This window comes from Bacillus sp. FSL W8-1143 (genome assembly GCF_037965155.1).
Classification (GTDB): Bacteria; Bacillota; Bacilli; order Bacillales; family Bacillaceae; genus Bacillus; species Bacillus pumilus.
Map to the genome: position 1 here is coordinate 3,659,596 of NZ_CP150182.1, position 19,206 is coordinate 3,678,801.

The 19,206-nt window shown below is 43.3% G+C and carries 19 protein-coding genes, 4 tRNA genes and 1 other annotated feature; of the genes, 3 read left to right on the top strand and 20 right to left on the bottom strand.

Features of this window, described 5'->3' with window-relative positions:
• Position 1: 1 nt before the first annotated feature.
• The 5 genes from NSQ36_RS18745 to NSQ36_RS18765 all read right to left on the bottom strand — a co-directional run bounded on the left by NSQ36_RS18745 (position 2) and on the right by NSQ36_RS18765 (position 4,322).
• Positions 2-172, bottom strand: coding sequence for a CxxH/CxxC protein (locus NSQ36_RS18745; RefSeq protein WP_008360116.1), 171 nt, complete (start codon positions 170-172; stop codon positions 2-4).
• A 161-nt stretch (positions 173-333) separates the two neighbouring features.
• Positions 334-1,164, bottom strand: coding sequence for an energy-coupling factor transporter transmembrane component T (locus tag NSQ36_RS18750; RefSeq protein ID WP_339206429.1), 831 nt, complete (start codon positions 1,162-1,164; stop codon positions 334-336).
• A complete protein-coding gene (locus NSQ36_RS18755) occupies positions 1,155-2,870 on the bottom strand; it encodes an ABC transporter ATP-binding protein (protein ID WP_339206431.1) in 1,716 nt (571 codons plus the stop codon). The genes NSQ36_RS18750 and NSQ36_RS18755 overlap by 10 nt, the downstream gene beginning before the upstream one ends.
• A gap of 19 nt (positions 2,871-2,889) precedes the next feature.
• Positions 2,890-3,447, bottom strand: a complete 558-nt coding sequence (locus tag NSQ36_RS18760; RefSeq protein ID WP_137054113.1) for an ECF-type riboflavin transporter substrate-binding protein — start codon at positions 3,445-3,447, stop codon at positions 2,890-2,892.
• Between the two features lie 14 nt (positions 3,448-3,461).
• A complete protein-coding gene (locus NSQ36_RS18765) occupies positions 3,462-4,322 on the bottom strand; it encodes an S-adenosyl-l-methionine hydroxide adenosyltransferase family protein (protein ID WP_339206434.1) in 861 nt (286 codons plus the stop codon).
• Positions 4,323-4,431: 109 nt separating this feature from the next.
• Positions 4,432-4,702, bottom strand: a binding site (T-box leader).
• A 192-nt stretch (positions 4,703-4,894) separates the two neighbouring features.
• Between NSQ36_RS18765 and NSQ36_RS18770 the strand changes: the two genes are divergently transcribed.
• Positions 4,895-5,581, top strand: a complete 687-nt coding sequence (locus tag NSQ36_RS18770) for an ABC transporter permease subunit (protein WP_050944642.1) — start codon at positions 4,895-4,897, stop codon at positions 5,579-5,581.
• Positions 5,582-6,463 (top strand): ABC transporter ATP-binding protein, encoded by an 882-nt coding sequence (locus tag NSQ36_RS18775; RefSeq protein ID WP_106030133.1) that lies wholly within the window; start codon positions 5,582-5,584, stop codon positions 6,461-6,463.
• A 36-nt stretch (positions 6,464-6,499) separates the two neighbouring features.
• Here NSQ36_RS18775 and NSQ36_RS18780 read toward each other — a convergent pair whose 3' ends face one another.
• The 11 genes from NSQ36_RS18780 to NSQ36_RS18830 form a co-directional block, all read right to left on the bottom strand.
• Positions 6,500-6,967 carry a GNAT family N-acetyltransferase gene (locus NSQ36_RS18780; protein ID WP_226804528.1) on the bottom strand — a complete coding sequence of 156 codons (468 nt, stop codon included), beginning with the start codon at positions 6,965-6,967 and terminating at the stop codon, positions 6,500-6,502.
• 68 nt (positions 6,968-7,035) lie between these two features.
• Positions 7,036-8,223 (bottom strand): S1C family serine protease, encoded by a 1,188-nt coding sequence (locus NSQ36_RS18785; RefSeq protein WP_339206437.1) that lies wholly within the window; start codon positions 8,221-8,223, stop codon positions 7,036-7,038.
• A gap of 81 nt (positions 8,224-8,304) precedes the next feature.
• Entirely contained in the window at positions 8,305-9,099 is a 795-nt protein-coding gene (locus NSQ36_RS18790; protein ID WP_044139071.1) for an MBL fold metallo-hydrolase, read from the bottom strand.
• A gap of 6 nt (positions 9,100-9,105) precedes the next feature.
• The gene (gene yycI / locus NSQ36_RS18795; protein ID WP_339206439.1) at positions 9,106-9,969 is read right to left on the bottom strand and encodes a two-component system regulatory protein YycI; all 864 of its coding nucleotides are present in this window, start codon (positions 9,967-9,969) and stop codon (positions 9,106-9,108) included.
• A complete protein-coding gene (gene yycH, locus NSQ36_RS18800) occupies positions 9,956-11,335 on the bottom strand; it encodes a two-component system activity regulator YycH (RefSeq protein WP_339206441.1) in 1,380 nt (459 codons plus the stop codon). Before yycH ends, yycI begins: the two co-directional genes overlap by 14 nt.
• Positions 11,325-13,163 (bottom strand): cell wall metabolism sensor histidine kinase WalK, encoded by a 1,839-nt coding sequence (gene walK / locus NSQ36_RS18805; protein WP_339206443.1) that lies wholly within the window; start codon positions 13,161-13,163, stop codon positions 11,325-11,327. The genes yycH and walK overlap by 11 nt, the downstream gene beginning before the upstream one ends.
• A gap of 7 nt (positions 13,164-13,170) precedes the next feature.
• On the bottom strand, positions 13,171-13,878 hold the full coding sequence (gene yycF / locus NSQ36_RS18810) for a response regulator YycF (RefSeq protein WP_003215017.1): 708 nt from the start codon (positions 13,876-13,878) through the stop codon (positions 13,171-13,173).
• A 350-nt stretch (positions 13,879-14,228) separates the two neighbouring features.
• Positions 14,229-14,301 (bottom strand) — tRNA-Phe (locus NSQ36_RS18815).
• 27 nt (positions 14,302-14,328) lie between these two features.
• Positions 14,329-14,405, bottom strand: a tRNA-Asp gene (locus NSQ36_RS18820).
• Between the two features lie 81 nt (positions 14,406-14,486).
• Positions 14,487-14,558: transfer RNA gene (locus tag NSQ36_RS18825), tRNA-Glu, on the bottom strand.
• A gap of 6 nt (positions 14,559-14,564) precedes the next feature.
• Positions 14,565-14,640, bottom strand: a tRNA-Lys gene (locus NSQ36_RS18830).
• 342 nt (positions 14,641-14,982) lie between these two features.
• On the opposite strand from NSQ36_RS18830, the gene NSQ36_RS18835 reads away from it, so the two are divergent.
• Positions 14,983-15,507: a peroxiredoxin family protein gene (locus NSQ36_RS18835; protein WP_012011881.1), complete on the top strand. Its 525-nt coding sequence runs from the start codon at positions 14,983-14,985 to the stop codon at positions 15,505-15,507.
• 29 nt (positions 15,508-15,536) lie between these two features.
• Here the strand turns inward: NSQ36_RS18835 and NSQ36_RS18840 are convergent, their stop codons facing one another.
• The 4 genes from NSQ36_RS18840 to NSQ36_RS18855 all read right to left on the bottom strand — a co-directional run bounded on the left by NSQ36_RS18840 (position 15,537) and on the right by NSQ36_RS18855 (position 19,118).
• Complete coding sequence (locus NSQ36_RS18840) at positions 15,537-15,746, bottom strand: hypothetical protein (protein WP_050944649.1); 210 nt, start codon at positions 15,744-15,746, stop codon at positions 15,537-15,539.
• Positions 15,747-15,761: 15 nt separating this feature from the next.
• Positions 15,762-16,895 (bottom strand): DUF418 domain-containing protein, encoded by a 1,134-nt coding sequence (locus tag NSQ36_RS18845; RefSeq protein WP_339206445.1) that lies wholly within the window; start codon positions 16,893-16,895, stop codon positions 15,762-15,764.
• Positions 16,896-17,030: 135 nt separating this feature from the next.
• Entirely contained in the window at positions 17,031-18,320 is a 1,290-nt protein-coding gene (locus tag NSQ36_RS18850; protein WP_339206447.1) for an adenylosuccinate synthase, read from the bottom strand.
• Positions 18,321-18,536: 216 nt separating this feature from the next.
• On the bottom strand, positions 18,537-19,118 hold the full coding sequence (locus tag NSQ36_RS18855) for a TetR/AcrR family transcriptional regulator (RefSeq protein WP_251190557.1): 582 nt from the start codon (positions 19,116-19,118) through the stop codon (positions 18,537-18,539).
• Positions 19,119-19,206 lie beyond the last annotated feature (88 nt).

Here is a 19,206-nt window from a genome sequence, read left to right on the forward strand (position 1 = left end):
ATCATTCGTTCCCCACTATATATATTGCAGGTTCATCGCACAATTCACAGGTTGTGGATAAGCTGTGTGTATGTTCGATTTTTCTGAATTCTGGCGGTGTTTCGTGATCATCTATGTACATGTCTAGTACGGTTTCTATATGTTCTGCACAAGCATAAAGTGATTTGTTCATAAGTTTCTAATTCCTCCAATATATTGTCTGGTTATTCACAAGTATTTCGCTCAATGTTCAATATAACCGATTTATTCACATGTTAATAGTCTTTTACCATTTTCCACACCTTTTATCCACAAACCAAATAAAAAAGCCTCCACTCCTGTGAAGGCTTCCTTCTATAGAAACGGATTGTAAAATCTCGTTCCTCTAACAAATGTAATCACTAGCGACACGATCAATACCACACCAACAAACAATAACGCCGCATAATCTGCTTTTTGAAAGTTTTTCGCCGTAAACCATGTGCGCTTTTTATGTTTCCCAAACCCGCGCAGCTCCATCGCATTGCTGATGGTCTCGATCCGCTCTAGGCTAGAAAAAATCAGCGGCATCACAATCGACAGCGCATTTTTAATCCGTTTTCCCAGTTTTTCATTCTTCGATAAATCAATACCTCTTGCTTGCTGAGAAATCGCGATCGTTCGAAAATCACGCTGAATATCTGGAATATAGCGCAGAGCAATCGCTACAGAATACGAAATCCGGTAGCTGACCCCGATTCTGCTGAGCGATGAGGCGAATTCACTTGGATTTGTTGTCACGATAAATAAAAGCGCTGCTGGCATCACGGTCACGTATTTGAGTGTAATGTTCAATTGATAGAAAAGCTGTTCAAGTGTGACGTTGTACCAACCTGCAATGTGAAACAGCTCGTGCTTCGCTCCATAGATGGCGACACCTTGCTGAGGCGCAAAGACGTAAATGGCGATGTTATTGATGACAAGAAAAATCGCCAAGACAATCACTACGAAAGAGATATCACGAAATCGTACGTTTGATAGCTGAAAGAACACGATACTGGCAACTAACATAAACAATAATACGCCTGTATCGTACGTGAGCATCGCTGCGGATGACCAGAGGATAAAGCAAATGAGTTTGGTTGCACCTGTCAGCCGATGAATCGGCGACGGGCGGTCGATATAGGACAGCATGTCTACAGCCATGTCATTCGCTCCTTTCTGTCCACCTCAATGAAGCGATCCACGAGCTCATTTGGATTTGGCCAGTCTGCTTTCAGTGCCAGTTCATACAGCGACGTTTCCTTTAAGCTCGCCTTTTGGACAAGCAGCTGATCTGTCAGCACTTTAGCAGGTGTATCATCTGCGATTTTTTCTCCATCAGAAATGACAATAGTTCTTGTCGTGTATTCGAGCATCAAGTGCATATCATGGGTGATCATGAAAATCGTGACACCCTGCTGATTTAATTGCTCTAAAAACGTCATCATCTCTGTGTAATGTCTAAAGTCCTGTCCTGCGGTTGGTTCGTCTAGGATAAGGATTTCTGGCTCTAAAACAAGAATAGACGCGATGGTGACACGTTTTTTCTGTCCAAAGCTGAGGGCTGAGACCGGCCAATTCCGAAATGGATACAGTCCGCACACTTTCAGGACCCGCTCCACCCGTTCCTTGATCTCGTCTTCCTTTACCCCTCTTAAAACGAGACCGAGTGCCACCTCATCAAAAATCATTTGTTTTGAAATCATTTGATTTGGGTTTTGCATGACGACGCCGATTCGTTCGGAGCGCTGTTTGATCGTATCTCCTGTGATGTCATCGCCATTTAGATGAATGGTCCCTTTTGTTGGCTTTTCAAACGCGCAGAGCACCTTGGATAGTGTTGTCTTGCCTGCGCCATTGGCTCCTGCGATGCTGATCATTTCTCCTTTTTTGACGGTAAAAGAGATGTTGCTCAGCGTATTTGGTCTTGTTGGATAGTCAAAGCTCAGCTCGCGCACTTCTAGTAAATCCTGTGCTGCAATCTGCTCTACTGACGGCTCAGATGCTTCCATCCATTGCTCGATTTTCTCTTTTGCCTCGTCGTCTAAGGTGAGACGCTGTAAATCAGCGATCTGATCTCCCGGTGCAACCGGAATGCCTGCATATTTCATAGCTTTTACATATAAAGGCTCACGTAAATACGCCGCTTCTAATACATTTGAGGCAAGCAATTCATCTGGTGTCATATCCGCTGCTATCGTGCCGTCATTGACGACGATGATGCGGTCCACATGGCGGAAGAGGACGTCCTCTAATCGGTGCTCGACCATCACGACGGTTTTTTTCGTTTGTTTTTGTAGTCGATCAATGAGATCGATCACTTCTTTACCTGTTGCGGGGTCAAGGCTTGCAAGTGGTTCGTCAAACAGCAAAATGTCGACATCGTTGACAAGTACGCCTGCGATGGCGACACGTTGTTTTTGACCGCCTGAGAGCTCATGCACGGACGATGCCAGCTTGCCGTCTACCTCTGTTAATCTTGCTGCTTCCTCGACACGTGTTTTCATTTCTTCGCGTGTGACTTGATCATTTTCAAGTGTAAATGCGATGTCTTCTCCAACGGTCAGCCCGATAAATTGTCCATCAGGGTCCTGCAGCACCGTTCCGACGAGCTGTGAAAGAGAGAAAATGTTTTCTTTTTCTGCATTTTTCCCGCCGATGTGAAGACTTCCTTCCATAGAACCTTTATAAGACGCAGGAACTAGCCCATTGATGCAATGGGCTAGTGTGCTTTTTCCCGATCCAGACGGGCCTGCGATGAGGACTTTTTCGCCTTCATAGATGGTCAGGTTGATATCTTTCAATGTCGGCTCTGCCTGACTGCGATATTGGAATCCGAAATGTTCGAATTGAATCATCGGTTTCTTCATTTATGTGTTCCACCTTGCTTCATGATGTTTCTTTCGATAGACTGCCGCTTTTGCTTCTCGTTTTTGCATAAGCTGCAATGATGATGGTTCCTAATACACCGACTGTGATGATGTTTGAGATTCCTGCGGTAAAGCCTTGGAAAAATACCTTTTTTGCTGGCTCAGCATAAATTGCTATGTCGAGTAATGGTGCAATAACAAACCAGCCAATTGCCTGCACACTGATTTGCACTACATTGAAGAACACGATCTTTTTCCAGCCAAAGTCGCCCTCTTCTACTTTTAAACGGTTTGAAATCAAGCCGATCAATAAACCAACAACACCTGAAACGATAATCCAGCTCCACCAAGGGCCGAATGTGGTGGCATCTTTAATAAGATGACCAATAAATCCAATCAGTGCGCCTGCAACAGGACCAAATAGCACGGCCATTAATGCAAGGAATGCATACGATGTCTCAATTTGTGTATTCGGAATCCCAGTTGGAATGGAGACGAAGCGTCCTAAAATCACAAAGACGGCTGCGCCAATTCCGATGGCAACGACAGTTTTCGTTGAAAGTTGTTTACCTGCCATGATGTATCCTCCTCTTATTCGTATATAATGCGCGGAGCTTTGCGAATCGAAAGGCGCCAGCCTGTGCCTGTTCCGATGTTATAAGCCTTTGCAAATGACCCTTGATTGATCGCCACGCCTAAATGATCGAGTGAATTGACATATACGAGTGGTTCGCCTACCTTTAAATCGGCAAAAGATCGTCCATAGGTCATGATATTTTTATACACATTTTTTGGCCCGTTGGCAATGGTAACTTCTATTGCATCCCCATAATTGATTGAAAGCTGCTCAAATAACGTGTGATGAATGTTTGTCCAAAGGTTTCCGAACCTCACATCTAAAATATCAATCGTCCCTGTGATCACATCTTCTTCCGCATAAGCCTGTACGACTGGAAGATGGATAATATCATCAATATTCGCCTTTGGCCCAACCTCTTCAAAAGAAATCACACCTGATGCAATTCTCGCGCCTGTATAGGCGTAAATGTCTCTTCCATGGAACGTATGTGATTTTCCCGACTTCGGCAGCCGGTTAATGGTTTCATCTAAATAACGGGCTTCTACTATGCCAATATCCTGCGCGACGTGCGTGAGTGTCCCGTTATCTGGGGTAATGATGTAGTGCGAGCTTGTGGTTTTGACGACAAGACTCTTTCTTTCTGATCCTACGCCTGGATCAACTACGGAAACGAAAACTGTCTCTTCCGGCCAGTATGTGACGGTTTGGAGCAGGCGGTAAGATGCCTCCCAAATGTCATACTGCGGAATATTGTGTGTTAGATCAAAAAGGCGGATGCTGCTGCTAACCGTATTTGCCACTCCGTACATGGCACTGACTGCCCCATCATCAATACCGAAATCTGATTGTAAAACCAATGCATGTTCACTCATGTCAATCTCCCTTTCATTTGAAAAAATGGATGTGGTGTTTCACGTGGAACATTTGAACATTTGTATGAAAAAAGTGGACAATAAAAAATACCCCATCCTTATCTTGAATCATAAGGACGAGGTATTTGTCTCGTGGTACCACCTTTATTTACTGTTTGCTCGCGCTAAACAGCCTCTACAAGTACAAAGCTCCAATCCGGCTCATATACTGTGGTTTTGATAACGAGTACCAACTCTCGTCGTGTCCTACTAATATCATAGATATGTTCAGCACGAGGCTCAGAGACCATTTTTCGAATCATTATTTTTGCTTCTTTTCAGCTGCCGAAGCTCTCTGTGGAAAAATTGATGATTGTACTTTCTCTCGTCATTGCCTGTTTAACTATCTTGAATTAAAGCTATCATACATGATGTTTTTTGATAAATCAAGATATTTTTCTGAACATTTTCAAAAATGAGTCAACTGGTGTTGAAAGAGTCTTCTTTTTATAAAATTTAAACAAATGTTAAAGAGCAAGATATGGTGTCTTTCCTTTCTAGCGGTATAATAAAGATGAAGGGAGGTACAGCGTGTGTGGACCATCTGTATGAATGAGTTTAAGCAGCTCTTCAAAAGCACAAAATCCATTTTAACAATTGTTATTATTTTCATTTTATCTACTTTTGTTTCAACTCTACCGTTTATTGCTGCTCATCAGGACAAATGGGAGGCAAAGGATCCTTATTCCATTGGGAATGAACTGGTGATGTCGTTATTTGGTTTCTTCCTTATTTTCTTATTGTCTCACGATATTTTAAGCCGAGAAATTCATTTGAAAACCATTCGTTTTCTCGTCAGTAAAACCACTCGTTTGAACATTATTATCGGGAAATATCTTGGACTGATGCTGTTTTGGCTTAGCTGTATCATGACGACATACGTACTGAATATGGTGATTTCACATCGTTTCCTGTTCTCTGATGCGTTAAAAATCTTAACCTTTATCAGTGTCGGTATCTCATGTGCTTTATTTTTGTCCATGCTCTTTCCAACCCCACAGAAATCAATGTTTGTTGGGATGTTGTTTTCCTTTCTTTTCCCAATCGTCAGTATGATATCTGTTCTTTCTTCAGAACGATTGATTCATTGGTTCCAATATATGACGCCTTATTATTATGTGCGCTTGAGTGAGCCGCTGACCTATGTACTCTTGAATACAGCATTGACCGTTATCTTACTCATTGGAACAGCACTCCTATTTCAAAGGAGGGATGTCTAAATGCTACATACAAAAGAACTCACAAAAAAATATCGGACAAAAGTCGCGATAGATCACATTACCCTTGATGTCAATCAAGGTGATATTTTCGGGCTCATTGGACCGAAGGGTTCTGGTAAGACGACGTTTTTCAATATCATTACGGGAATTTCCCGGCAAACCTCTGGGACGTTCACGATGATGGATATGCCTTCATTAAAAAAGGTGAGGCAGCATATCGGTGTTCTGCCTGAATATACGGATTTATATGAAGGGCTTACGGCACTTGAACATATTGCCTACTTATCAAAAATCACCGGGACGCGCCAGAAAACGAGTGATTATGAAGAACTGCTCGAATTTGTCGGCTTAGATCGCTATCATCAGGAAAAGGTCGGTTCGTTCACACCTGGTATGAAGAAACGGCTCGGCATGGCGCAGGCTATCGCCCATCGCCCCGAATTTATTTTACTCGACGAGCCTTTTGCTGATATTGACGCAGATTCAATCTTGCACATCCAGCAGGTCATTGACACGTTAAAACATGAAGGGAAAACCGTCTTATTAACGGCTGACCACCCAAGGTTCACAAATAGTATTTGTACAAAAACTGCTTTTATTTCTGAAGGAAAATTAGTGTCCCCCCATACACATCCTCAAGAGAAAACCATCACATCCTCAAACATACGTGCAACCTTCAAGCATGCGTGGATTGATGATGAGGTGAAGCCTGTTCTCACGCAGTACTTACAAACTGTTGGAACAGATCTTGTGATCAGTGATGACGAGACCTCATTGTTGATTCGTTCAGAAGCCCAAGTCCCATCGATCATCCGCGCTTTCGTGAAATGCAAAGTTGATTTATACAGAGTTACGGCTCAGGATGCCATGAGTTCCTCATAAAAAAGCACCGCATGCGATCCGCACGGTGCTTCTTCTTTATGATAAAGGTTTACTCATATAGATTCCGGTTTCTTCAAATCCCGTCTTCTCATACAGCGAACGGGCAATTTGATTATGAGCAAAGACATGAAGCGAGAGTTTTTGCACGCCTAATGACTTTGCCTGCTCCTCTAATGCAGCAATGGCCTGCTTTGCAAAGCCTTTCCCTCGAAAAGCTTCGAATAAGAAAAAGTTATAAATGAATCCTTCCTTCTGCGGGTGATTGGGGTCATAACAAAGCCAAACCCAGCCAATCGCTTCTTCCCCATTCAAGAGATTCCATAGCTCATGATGCTCTGTCTGTAGACCTTCAGGAAGGAGCCGACCAAATTGTTCTTCTGCGTTCGCAAGTGATTCTTCCTTTTCCCATGTCCCTGCGAGTACCTTTTCTTCTGCGTACCGCTGAATGGACTTCTCCATCAATGCATCGTAATCCGCTTGTGTCATTGGTTGTAGTGTAACCAATCATACCGCCCCCTTTCCTCCATCATATGATGAGCATGCAAAAAAAACCAGTCCCATCAAGGAACTGGTTAGCCGCCGAATCGGTCGGTTTGAGAAAGTTTGATTTCTACTGATGTTTTCTTTCCACTTCGGTAAAACTGCACCTTTACTTTGTCGCCGACTTTCTTTTGATATAAATACTTACGAAGGTCTACGATATTCTGTACACTCTTGCCATCAAAGGAGGTGACAACATCCAGCTCTTTGAGCCCCGCTTTTCCTGCTGGAGACAAAGACTCGACACTCATCACGACAACTCCTGATGTGACGTTAGATGGCAGCTTCAACGTTTCCTCCCAGTGATAGCTCGCAATATCTGCTAGAGATTTCATGCCAACACCTAGATACGGACGCTTCACTTCTCCGTAACGTTCTAAATCTTCTATGACAGGGATGACGAGATTCGCCGGGATAGAAAGCCCGATGCCTTCAACCTCTGATTCTGCAATCTTCATTGAGTTGATGCCGATCACTTTTCCGTCCATATTGATCAAGGCTCCACCGCTGTTACCTGGATTGATGGCGGCATCTGTTTGCAGTACCTCCGCATTCCAATCCGCCTGACCGTCTCCATTCGAGTCCACAGGAATGGCACGTTCCGTTCCAGAAATGACACCTTGTGTGACAGAGCCTGCGAATTCAAGCCCTAATGGATTTCCAATGGCGATCACTGGCTCACCGGGCTTCACATGGTCTGAATTACCGAAGGCTGCGGTTTGCTTGATCTTATCACTTTTGACGGTGAGAACTGCTAAATCCATGAGCTGATCGCTTCCGACAAGATTGGCGCCAATTCTTGTCCCATCCTGAAGACTCACTTCAAGCTGGTTGGCACCTTTGATGACGTGATGGTTGGTCACAATATAAAAGGTGTCACCCTTTTTCTTATAAATCACACCTGACCCGCTGCCTGCCTCTCCGCCTTCTTCCCAAAAGCTCGACTTTTGGATATTAATGACGCCTACAACCGTATCCGACATATTAGATACGACTTTTGTGACGGCATCATTGACGTTCACATTGACGGTCTTTAAAGGGCCCTGTGCTGCTTGCCCATCTCCGTTCTGCTGCCACCCAAAGGGACTGCCGCTCTGTCCTGTTACATAGGGGAAAGAGAATCCCATTAAAAAAGCTCCTACCAATACACCGATCAGACCAGATAGGAAATATCCTTTTCTGCTTCGTCTCGGCTTCCACTCTACATCGCGATAATCCACTATGTTTCCTTCCTTTCAGTGAATAGATGATGTATATAGTGTTGGTAAGAAGCTCTTATCTTAATCATACGATTGTAAAAATCATACGGCGCAAAGCGGGGTTGCTTTTTTCGGGTCCGTATCATATAAATCAAAGCCATCCCCGACAACAAAGCCTTTCATTTCAAGCGTCTGCTGGACTGCCATACGGGCTAAATCCTTCATGTTGTTGTCCTGACTCAAATGAGCCAAGTAAATGCGTGAGGTGGCATCTCCAATGACATCTGTCATCGCAAGAGCCGCATCTTCATTTGAAACATGTCCGACATCGCTCAGAATTCTACGCTTAATGCTCCACGGGTATCGGCCCATTTGCAGCATACCAACATCATGATTGCTCTCAAATACAAATGTATTGGCTGACTGAATGATGCCTTTCATACGATCACTGACATAGCCTGTATCCGTCATTAGGGCAAGTTTGCGCCCGCCATAATGGAACACGTAAAACATGGGCTCAGCTGCATCATGTGACACACCAAAGGACTCAACATCAAGACCGCCAAAGGATTGGACGGTTTCCATATCAAAATGGAATTTTTGCTCTGTGTCAATCTTCCCGATATGAGTCTCCATCGCCTTCCATGTTTTCGCATTTGCATAGACAGGGAGCTTGTACTTTCTTGCCATGACACCGAGCCCTTTAATATGATCTGAGTGCTCGTGTGTCACAAAAATGCCGTCCAAGTCTTCAGGCTTGCGGTCGATTTGACCAAGCAGCTCGACCATCTGTTTGCCGCTTAACCCAGCATCCACTAAAAAGGCATGCTCGTCTGTTTCTAAATAAAAAGCGTTCCCCGTACTGCCGCTCGCTAGTACACTGAACTGCAAGCTCATGTTCTCTCACTCCATTGAAGATTTGTCATCTTTCTCTATATGATCAAGTGTAGAGCCATCAATGGCATTGATCAAATATTCTTCCTCTGTCTTTTTCTTTGAACCAGTTGATACGCCTTCAAGCTCGACTCGCCATACAGGCACCATGACCTGCGTGCTTGCACCTGGGTATTGCGTATAGTAGCCTAGCTCTACCTTTTTCACGGTCGTGTTTTGGCTCAGCATGTTTTGCGTATATAAATCCTTCACGGTTTCAAGCGCTGGCACAAGGGTTTCTTTTCTCACTTCATTAATGGATGTCACCATCGACTGCTGATACGATACGACCTCGTTTTTATCATTTAGATCTAGGGTGATTTTTCCGATGGTTTCGGAGTCAACAAGGCCCTCTTGGAAGATGTATTTCCCTTTATACGTTTGGAAAAAGACGATCTTCCCTGTCTCTTCATCAATACTCCACAGCTTATAATTCTTCCCATCCAGCAAACGCTGGTTCACAAGGTTTGCCGCCGCTGTTTTCATATCTTTTTTCGGCAAGGCCACTGGTTTAGTGAAGGTCATTTCAAGCAGCGTGACAGGATCATCTTTGTCTGTTTTCGGGAATGTGCTTTTCGCCTTTTGATCAGCTAATTCGTCAACATCCTTTTTCGTATATTGCTTCTTTTCAGCTGTAATGCGGTAGCCAATCTTCGCTTCATCTGATAGATTGCCATATTTGATCCCATCTGCCTTCATTTCTTCCAGCGTATCCGTTTTTTCGATAATCGCAAAATGATCGGTTGACCGTTTTTCAAAGTATTGAAATCCTAGAAAGATATCGAGAACGAGAAAGGCTAGGATAAAGATCGTTTTGGTCTTATTCCACTCCATGATTCTCGCTCCCCTCTGTCAACAAATCATGCGATAGAATCACGGTTTTGCCGTTATATTTCATACACCATACTGGATCTAGCCAGACAAACATCGCTTGATCTTGATCTGATGCGGTTGAAGCGGCTTGATACGCCGGGAAAATTTGCTCAATTTTCTCCAGATCATCATATTTCGTCTGCTTGAGGATTAAGTCCTTCAGCTCTGTCCCATTCATCAGCTTGACCTGTTCACTCTGACTCGCTTTGTTGCCTAAAATATAGTTTGGACGCTTGTAATTCAAGATGTCATCATTCGCCCATTGTACTTCAAGAGAGGTCATCCCAAATGGATGCTTTGTACTGTTGACGATCGGCAGGCCATCCATAAACATATTAAACGACAGCTGCTGATTGCTGTTGATGCCAAAGTATTGATAGTCATCAGTAAAGCTCCCCGTATCATTGAAATACTTCACACTTCGCTTGATTAAATCTCCCGTTTGGAAAACGGTGCTGGAATTGATATTGCGGTGCTGATATTGGATGCGGTGGTCTTTTTGATTGGCTTCAAGGCGGCTTGTGCCATCTGTGTACACCGTCCGGTTTAAATTAGACTCCTCGCCGACTAGACTCGGATCCGTAAACAAAGCGTCCTTGAATTTGCTTGTCTTAATCGTTTCGATAAAGAACATTTTTGCTTCAAGCTGCTTTTGCTTTCTCGGAAGGAGGAAATCTCGTTTCGAATTCGCTGAGAATGTATAGAGATCATAGTGCGGCATCTCGTTTTGAGCGGCTGCGATACTGTCCATTAGATTCCGATAGTTAGCGGATTCTATTGTCAGCTCAAGCACCGTTTCCTTGCTATATGAAACCAAATAGACTTTCTTATTGGCCTTGTCCTGCTGGGAGAACGGCACAATCATCCGGTCAAACGAGTTGTATTCAATGGACTTGTTCGGCCATTTAAACAACGCTTGGAAAATATCAATCGGAATCGGGTCATTGAACACAAGATCCAATGTCTTCCCCTGTCCTCCGCTTCCATAGAAGAAATTCTTAAATTTCTGCTCCGAATATTGATCTGACACATCCGAAATCTCTTTCACATCCCAAAGGCTCACATCATTCCAGAAGTTTTGAAAAAGTTCCTTTTGATCGACTTTAAAATGCTCCCCATTTGAATGGATGAACATCTCGCGCGGCTTTACGACATCAATAAGACTTTTTGGCTCGTCGCTTGAAATCTTCTTCGTTTCCACGACCCTTGTGCCGGCATCTGCCTGGTCCTGCATGACGGGCTGGAACATCCAAATATTCCACGTAAACACAAGACTGATCGCAATCAGGATTGTCAATATTATGGTTTTAAAGGTCTCACGCTTCATCCCAATCATCCTCTTGTTCTTCATTGTACGGAAGGGTAAAGGTCACCGTTGTTCCTTTTCCTTCAATGCTGTCAGCCCAAATATCTCCGCCATGAGCCTGAACCATTTCTTTTGCAATCGCAAGTCCTAGGCCGGTGCCGCCAAGCTTTCTTGTTCTCGCCTTATCCACTCGATAAAAACGTTCAAAGATTTTATCCATATCCTTCTTCGGAATACCAATTCCTTCATCTGTGACGCTGAATAACACAAGGCCCTTCTCCTCATCCAGATCAACGGTAAACGTGATATGTCCACCCTCTGGCGAGTATTTCATGGCATTGGAAATGATATTATCGAGCACCTGTGTGATTTTATCTTGATCAATTTCCACGTATATTTCACGCTGCGGAAGGTTGCGGATAAAATCGACATGCTGCTCTTTCGTCATTTCAAAACGATCAATGACCAATGAGATAAACCTGATAAAATTCGTCCACTCACGGTTGAATTGATAATCCTTGCTATCGAACTTAGACAGCTGCAGCAGGTCATTAACAAGACGGATCATACGCTCTGTTTCATTTTGCGTGACACTGAGGAACCTTGGCGCAAGCTCTTTATCACCAATTGCCCCTTCAGCCAGTGCCTCAAGATAGCTTCGCATCGTCGTCAGCGGTGTGCGCAGTTCATGTGATACGTTTGCGACGAATTCACGGCGTTCTGCATCAATTTTCTCCTGCTCTGTGACGTCGTAAATGACCGCAATTAAACCATCAATCTTCCCGTGCTCTTTCTGAATCACTGAGAAATTTACACGCAAAACAGACAGCTGATCTTCGCGTTCGATTTCTATCAGCATGGAATCTTGATTTTCGACTAAATCTTCAAAGGTATGCGTGTCCTCGAGGCCCAGTAAGGACGTAATCGGCATCTCTAGAGCTGTTTCACGTGAAACATTTAACAGCTCTAATGCTGGACTGTTTAATAGAATAATCGCACCGTTTTGATTCGTTGCGATGACGCCATCCGTCATATAGGCAATGACCGAAGAAAGCTTTTTCCGCTCACCCTCCGTCATCAGCTGCGCTTCCTCCAGCTCTCTCGTCAGATGGTTAAAGGTCGTCGCAAGCTGGCCAATCTCATCATGTCCATACTTTCGAACCTTTCTGGAAAAGTTCCCTTTGGCGAGCTCGATCGCTTGCTTCCTCATATCCGAAATAGGATGAGTGATTGTTCTAAAGATGAAGATCCCAAGTAGTGCGGTCGTCCCAAGTGCGATTAGTGTGCCAGTTGCCAAAATGGTGTTAATGGTTCGCATTTGGTTAAACACGCTCTCCATCGAAGACACAACATAAATCACACCGACAGTTTCTTGGTTTTCATTTTTCACGGCTGTCGCAGAAATACGCACCCGTTTATTGGATTCTGGGTCATAGAATTTCTTTTCATAGTCTTTGCCTACTGCGAAAATCCGGCTAATGATTTGATCTGTGATTTTCTTGCCGGCAATCTCCTGACTGCCGTTATTCACAGAGGCAATCACCTCTCTGCTTTCATCGATATAGCTGACTTCAGAAATTTCATTAGACTCATCTTTGTTGTTAAAGTCGTTTAATATCTTTTGAGCATCCTCTTTTAATTCTGCCTTGCTTTTCGATGAATCTTGTTCTAGGTAATACGATAACGAGTAGATTCGCTGATTCAAGGAATTATCATATGAATTAATTAAGGACTGCTCTAGCTGCTTCACAAAGTACACGCCAATGATCTGCATGGCGACGATGATCAGCAGCACGTAAATTAAGGTCAATTTAAAGTGAATCGAGCGAAAAAAACCTACTTTATTCATAAGAATCTTAGTCCTGCTCTGGGTTTCTTAAATAGTAGCCGACGCCTCGTCTTGTCACGATCCAGCTCGGGTGGCTAGGGTTGTCTTCAATTTTCTCACGAAGACGGCGGACGGTGACGTCTACTGTACGGACATCCCCGAAGTAATCGTAGCCCCATACGGTTTGCAGCAAGTGCTCACGTGTCATAACCTGTCCGATATGTTTCGCTAAGTAATGAAGCAATTCGAACTCACGGTGCGTCAATTCAATCGTTTCCTCGCGCTTAGACACCACATACGCATCTGGATAAATGACAAGTGATCCAATTTCAATATCATTTGATTCAGATTCTTCCTCTGTCTGCGGCGTAGCAATTTGTCTTCTCAAATTCGCTTTCACACGGGCAAGCAGTTCGCGCGTGCTAAATGGCTTCGTCACATAATCATCTGCGCCAAGCTCAAGACCGATGACTTTATCAATTTCAGAGTCTTTTGCTGTCAGCATGATAATCGGCATGTCATATTTCTTTCTCACTTCACGGCATACCTCAACGCCATCTTTGTTCGGTAGCATAATGTCGAGCAGAATAATGTCCGGTTTGATTTCTTCTACCATTTCAAGGGCTTCATTGCCGTCATATGCACAATGAACCTCATAGCCCTCTTTTCTTAAGTTAAACTCCAATATATCAGCAATCGGTTTTTCATCATCTACGACAAGAATCTTTTTTTCCATTGTGATTTCCTCCTGCATTTTTAGCATCTATGTCATTCCATTTTTGCATGTCTCATCAGACCTTTTTCATTTGAGCAAAAAAGGTTCACTGTCTATTATAACGTTTTACGTGGCAAAGATAAAAATAATAACGGCTTTCTTTTCTAGCAATCGTTGGATAGGAAGACGATACTCAAAAAAATGATGGTTTTTTTCCTTTTTTATTGAAACTTTTCCAGTCACTGATCGTCTATATAGATGTAACGTCTTCTTCTTATGGAGCCGGGCCCTACCTAGGTCCGGCTTCTCCCTTTTTATGCCTTCTTTTCATAAAATAAAAACGCACCTGCGATTGCAGATGCGTTTGGAAGTGGCTCGGGACGGAATCGAACCGCCGACACACGGATTTTCAGTCCGTTGCTCTACCAACTGAGCTACCGAGCCATCATCAAAAAGATGAATAAGTATAAATGGCGGTCCGGACGGGACTCGAACCCGCGACCTCCTGCGTGACAGGCAGGCATTCTAACCAACTGAACTACCGGACCTCAGTAACTTGCCCGAAAAAGCAATCGTGGTGCTCTTCCAAGCAAGTGAGGAAAAATTAGCTTAACGCTAAAGTAAATCAATGACCCGTACGGGATTCGAACCCGTGTTACCGCCGTGAAAGGGCGGTGTCTTAACCGCTTGACCAACGGGCCAATACATGGTGAGCCATGAAGGACTCGAACCTTCGACCCTCTGATTAAAAGTCAGATGCTCTACCAACTGAGCTAATGGCTCTCGGTTTGTGAAAAGTAATTCTGAAGAAGTTGTATTGCGTCAAACCAATCGCTTTAAAAAAGCTGGAACATCGCATCCTAACAAGTTTCAGAGACCTTTGCAACAACGAGATTTATAATATCATAGAGTAATTACATATGGCAATACGTTTTTCGACATTTTTTTAAAAAAAGTGTCGGATTTGAAATCTCCTGCCAAATCCCTTCTACTTGCAACCGCCTTCATTTTTGCTGCCTCTTTTCATGATCACTACCTATTCAAGCACATAGAAACGTTTTAGACCTCCCGGAATTGGTTATACATGAAACAAGTGACATTGTGATTGAAAAAGGAGGAAGCAGTATGAGTTCATTCAAATTAGGAGATAAAATGCCCAATTTTTCACTTCCAACCATTCAGGGCGAACATATTGATTTTCACAAACATTTAGAGGAGCATCAAAGCTGGCACCTCATCGTCTTCTTTAGAGGCTCATGGTGCCCAGTATGTGTAGAAGAATTGAAAGAGCTCGAACAGCAGCAGTCATACTTTCAAGACAAGGATATCCACTTAATGGCGATTTCAACGGATCATTCTGATGACTTGAAGGAATTTGCCGATAAAGAAGGACTATCCTTCCCAATCATGTCTGACAAGGACCTCACTTCATTAAAAGCATATGAAGTCCACTATCACGGAGAAGATGCTCCTTATGAAGATCACGGAGTGCACGGGGAACCTGCCTATTTCTTATTAAACGAAAAGGGCCAAGTCCTCTATCAGCAAAGACAAACAAGTCCGTTTGGCAGACCGCATGCCAACGAACTGCGCAAAATCATTCAGTACATCCGCAAAAACTTAAAAGGCCAATATAAAAGCGTGAAATAAGAAAGAAGCCCTCATGACGAGGGCTTCTTTTATGAATTCCTTTTATGATATATCCAGTCTGCGACGAAAAACACAAGAAGACCCGACATGAGAATCACAAAAGTGACGGGTGGTTTATCACCCTGGAAATAAGAGTAAAGCGAATGTCCTCCTAATGCGAGAAGATAAAAGATAAATGCCGGCCCTGCTGCTTTATGTGCATTCGCTTGTTCTTTTTTCGTACTTTTTTTGAAAAACATTGTAACGATTCCCCTTTATCCTGCTTTCTTCATTGTCACCCGGCGAAGTGCCCGCGAACGAATAAATTCCATTGGACCAATTCTCCAAACCTTTAGACAACATGCTGATATGGCGATTTGCAGAAGAGAAATGAGCAGCCATGCCAATACGATAAGAGGGGCGTTGATTTGCCCGCCAAGACCCAATCCCCAGCTATAAAAAAGAACCGAGCAGATGACATTTTGCAGGATGTAACAGCTGAGCGCCATTTTCCCTACATATTCAAACCAATTCCACATGAACCATGACTCCGTGTGAGCTAGGAGCTTCGCAATAACAGCAATATAGAAAAGAGAGAGGAATGGCGAAAACGCATAGCGCACAACGAATTCCACTAGTTCGTTCGGAACGAAGACAAGTGCATTCAGCGGCAAACCCACCCACAGACCGATTCGGAATAATCTTTTCCGTAGAGATTGCCCGCGTTCGTTTGCATAAAAAACACCGGCTCTCATCATCCGCACACCTAATAAAAACAGAAATGTGTTCATTGGAATGATAAAGATCGCTTCCCCCCGGTACATGAAAAAGTGTTGTAATCGTTCTTGAACCTGTGAGATCCATGTCTCTGGTAGCTGCTCTTCCAGCGCCGGTTCACTGCTTTGATCATACGATGCTGTTTCCATTTCAGAGAGGGCGAACACCATCAGACAGGACAAAACAAGCAGATGAATGACTCCAGAGAAGATCATGCCTCTTTTGATACGCTTGCTCCCTCCTCGCACAATAAATGCCACAAGCAAACCGGTGACAGCGTAACTCATGAGCACATCATATTCCATCACAAGTGCAAAATGGACAAAGCCTTCGATAAATAAAAATAAAAGAATCCATAAATATGTACCTGGCCAAGGCGTGTTTTTTCTTTTGGCCTGCTGGTATTTGAGTTCTAGCCCTACACCGAACATGATAGTAAGCAGCGAGAGCATTTTCCCATAGACGAACATGGAAACAAGGCTTTCTAGAAAACTGCCATTCTCATATTCATCTGCAATCTGATCTGTCGCAAAGGTATCCCCTGCATAGGCAAAAAACCAGACGTTCGTTCCCAATGTGCCTAATATTGCGAAACCTCTTAAAATATCTAATAATCTTATTCTTTCTTTCACTAGAACGCTCCTTCCCCCTATACAGTTATCATATTTTGGTAATGATCGAAGCTTGTTCTACTGAAATTAAGAAATTTTTAAACAAAAAGACACCAGTAAAATGTGCAATTTTACTGGTGTCTGATCAGTCTATGATTATGGACGGTACACGCTGCGGACAACGTTCGTTTGTGAACGATCTGGTCCGACTGAGAAAATGGAAAGTGGAATACCTGTTAATTGTGAAATACGCTCTAAATAATGACGGGCATTTTCAGGCAGTTCGCTTAAATTCTTCACGCCTGTAATATCCTCTGTCCATCCTGGCATTTCTTCGTAGACAGGCTCACATTTCGCTAGTTCATTTAGACTTGCTGGGAATTCTTCTGTGATTTCTCCGTTCAATTTATAAGCGACACAGATTTTCAATGTTTCAATCCCTGTCAATACATCAATTGAGTTAAGAGATAGATCTGTAATCCCGCTCACACGACGAGCATGTCGGACAACCACACTGTCAAACCAGCCAACACGGCGCGGGCGTCCAGTTGTTGTACCGTATTCACGGCCAACCTCACGGATTTGATCGCCAATGTCATCATGGAGTTCTGTCGGGAATGGGCCATCTCCAACACGTGTTGTGTACGCTTTTGATACGCCGACCACATGTTGAATCTTCGTTGGTCCTACACCAGAACCAATCGTCACTCCTCCAGCCACTGGATTAGATGACGTAACAAATGGATATGTCCCTTGATCGATATCAAGCATCACACCTTGTGCTCCTTCAAATAGCACGCGGCGGCCTTCATCTAGTGCGTCATTCAAGACAACAGATGTGTCCACGACATATTTTTTCACTTGCTGACCATATTCATAATACTCGTCTAAAATATCTTCAATCTTGAAGCCTTCTGCGTCGTACATTTTCTCTAAAAGACGATTTTTCTCTTCTAGATTACGTGCAAGCTTCTCTTCAAATACTTCACGATCTAATAGATCTGCGACACGGATACCGATACGAGCTGCTTTGTCCATATAAGCTGGTCCGATTCCTTTTTTCGTCGTACCGATCTTGTTAGCCCCTTTCCGCTCTTCTTCTACCTCGTCCAATTTTAAATGGTAAGGCAAAATCACATGGGCTCTATTGCTGATTCTGAGGTTATCTGTACTCACATTCCGTTCGTGAAGATACGCAAGCTCAGTGACCAACGCTTTAGGATCAACCACCATTCCATTACCGATGACACAAGTTTTTTCTTTATAAAAAATACCGGACGGAATGAGGTGTAGCTTGTAAGTCACTCCATCAAATTTGATCGTGTGACCTGCATTGTTTCCCCCTTGATAACGGGCAATCACCTCTGCATTTTCTGAAAGGAAATCGGTAATTTTCCCTTTCCCTTCGTCACCCCACTGCGTACCTACTACGACTACTGAAGACATATCGTGCACCTCCGTTAACCTTTCAAAACGTTATCTCTTTCAAACACATTTATTTTATCAATGCAAAACGAAAAAGTCAACGCGAAATCCGAACATTAATATCTCGAAATCAAATTTTGTTCGTTTTAAATATGAGAAAAAGCGCTTTAATCACTTCTTCAGCGCTTAAAAAGGGAGATTTTGAGTAAAAACAACAATTTTGATTATTCTTACTTTCTATTGATTTTCAATTAAATGAATCATAGAGCTTGCCATAAAATCAGGTGAGTACGGTCTCCCTGTCCTCAGCCACCATTCAGCTGTTCCAACGTAAGCCGAAATGACGAATTGCTTCTGCATGTCGATAGGAACGAGAAGCGGATCAGGCTTTGAGCCTGCAACCCCCTTTACCCCCAAAGAAAAGCTTTCTTCAAAAAAAGCACGAACCGTTCCATGAATATTGAGCTCTCGTCCTCGCTTCAAGAGAATTTGATACTCCTCTTCGTGTTCTTGCAAATGCTGATAAAATCGAAAAATATACACATATGCCGCATGCTCTTTTTCCAAATTACCTTCTTGTACAGGCGCAAAAATGGCACATTTCATCACATCAAACATCTCATCCATCACCTGCTGGGCAAAATCAAATTTATCCTCATAATGCTGATAAAAGGTCGTGCGGTGGATGCCCGCCACTTTCGTCAAATCCTGTACAGAAATCTTCCCCCATTCTTTCTCGCTTAATAACTGAAATAATGCTTTTCTTAATTGCTGCTTTGATTCCGTTGCGCGCTTATCCCCTCTGTAGCAGTCCGCCACAAGGCGCTCTCCCCTTCCTATTTTCTTCAACAGATTTCGCTTTTCTGTTGGTTGAATCCTCCAGGCTGATGAATTAACTTTAATCTAA

Excerpts from the sequence above, each read along its gene's own strand:
- NSQ36_RS18745 (WP_008360116.1), bottom strand. The coding sequence starts at position 172 with ATGAACAAATCACTTTATGCTTGTGCAGAACATATAGAAACCGTACTA.
- NSQ36_RS18750 (WP_339206429.1), bottom strand. The coding sequence starts at position 1,164 with ATGGCTGTAGACATGCTGTCCTATATCGACCGCCCGTCGCCGATTCAT.
- NSQ36_RS18755 (WP_339206431.1), bottom strand. The coding sequence starts at position 2,870 with ATGAAGAAACCGATGATTCAATTCGAACATTTCGGATTCCAATATCGC.
- NSQ36_RS18760 (WP_137054113.1), bottom strand. The coding sequence starts at position 3,447 with ATGGCAGGTAAACAACTTTCAACGAAAACTGTCGTTGCCATCGGAATT.
- NSQ36_RS18765 (WP_339206434.1), bottom strand. The coding sequence starts at position 4,322 with ATGAGTGAACATGCATTGGTTTTACAATCAGATTTCGGTATTGATGAT.
- NSQ36_RS18775 (WP_106030133.1), top strand. The coding sequence starts at position 5,582 with ATGCTACATACAAAAGAACTCACAAAAAAATATCGGACAAAAGTCGCG.
- NSQ36_RS18790 (WP_044139071.1), bottom strand. The coding sequence starts at position 9,099 with ATGAGCTTGCAGTTCAGTGTACTAGCGAGCGGCAGTACGGGGAACGCT.
- yycI (WP_339206439.1), bottom strand. The coding sequence starts at position 9,969 with ATGGAGTGGAATAAGACCAAAACGATCTTTATCCTAGCCTTTCTCGTT.
- yycH (WP_339206441.1), bottom strand. The coding sequence starts at position 11,335 with ATGAAGCGTGAGACCTTTAAAACCATAATATTGACAATCCTGATTGCG.
- walK (WP_339206443.1), bottom strand. The coding sequence starts at position 13,163 with ATGAATAAAGTAGGTTTTTTTCGCTCGATTCACTTTAAATTGACCTTA.
- yycF (WP_003215017.1), bottom strand. The coding sequence starts at position 13,878 with ATGGAAAAAAAGATTCTTGTCGTAGATGATGAAAAACCGATTGCTGAT.
- NSQ36_RS18835 (WP_012011881.1), top strand. The coding sequence starts at position 14,983 with ATGAGTTCATTCAAATTAGGAGATAAAATGCCCAATTTTTCACTTCCA.
- NSQ36_RS18840 (WP_050944649.1), bottom strand. The coding sequence starts at position 15,746 with ATGTTTTTCAAAAAAAGTACGAAAAAAGAACAAGCGAATGCACATAAA.
- NSQ36_RS18850 (WP_339206447.1), bottom strand. The coding sequence starts at position 18,320 with ATGTCTTCAGTAGTCGTAGTAGGTACGCAGTGGGGTGACGAAGGGAAA.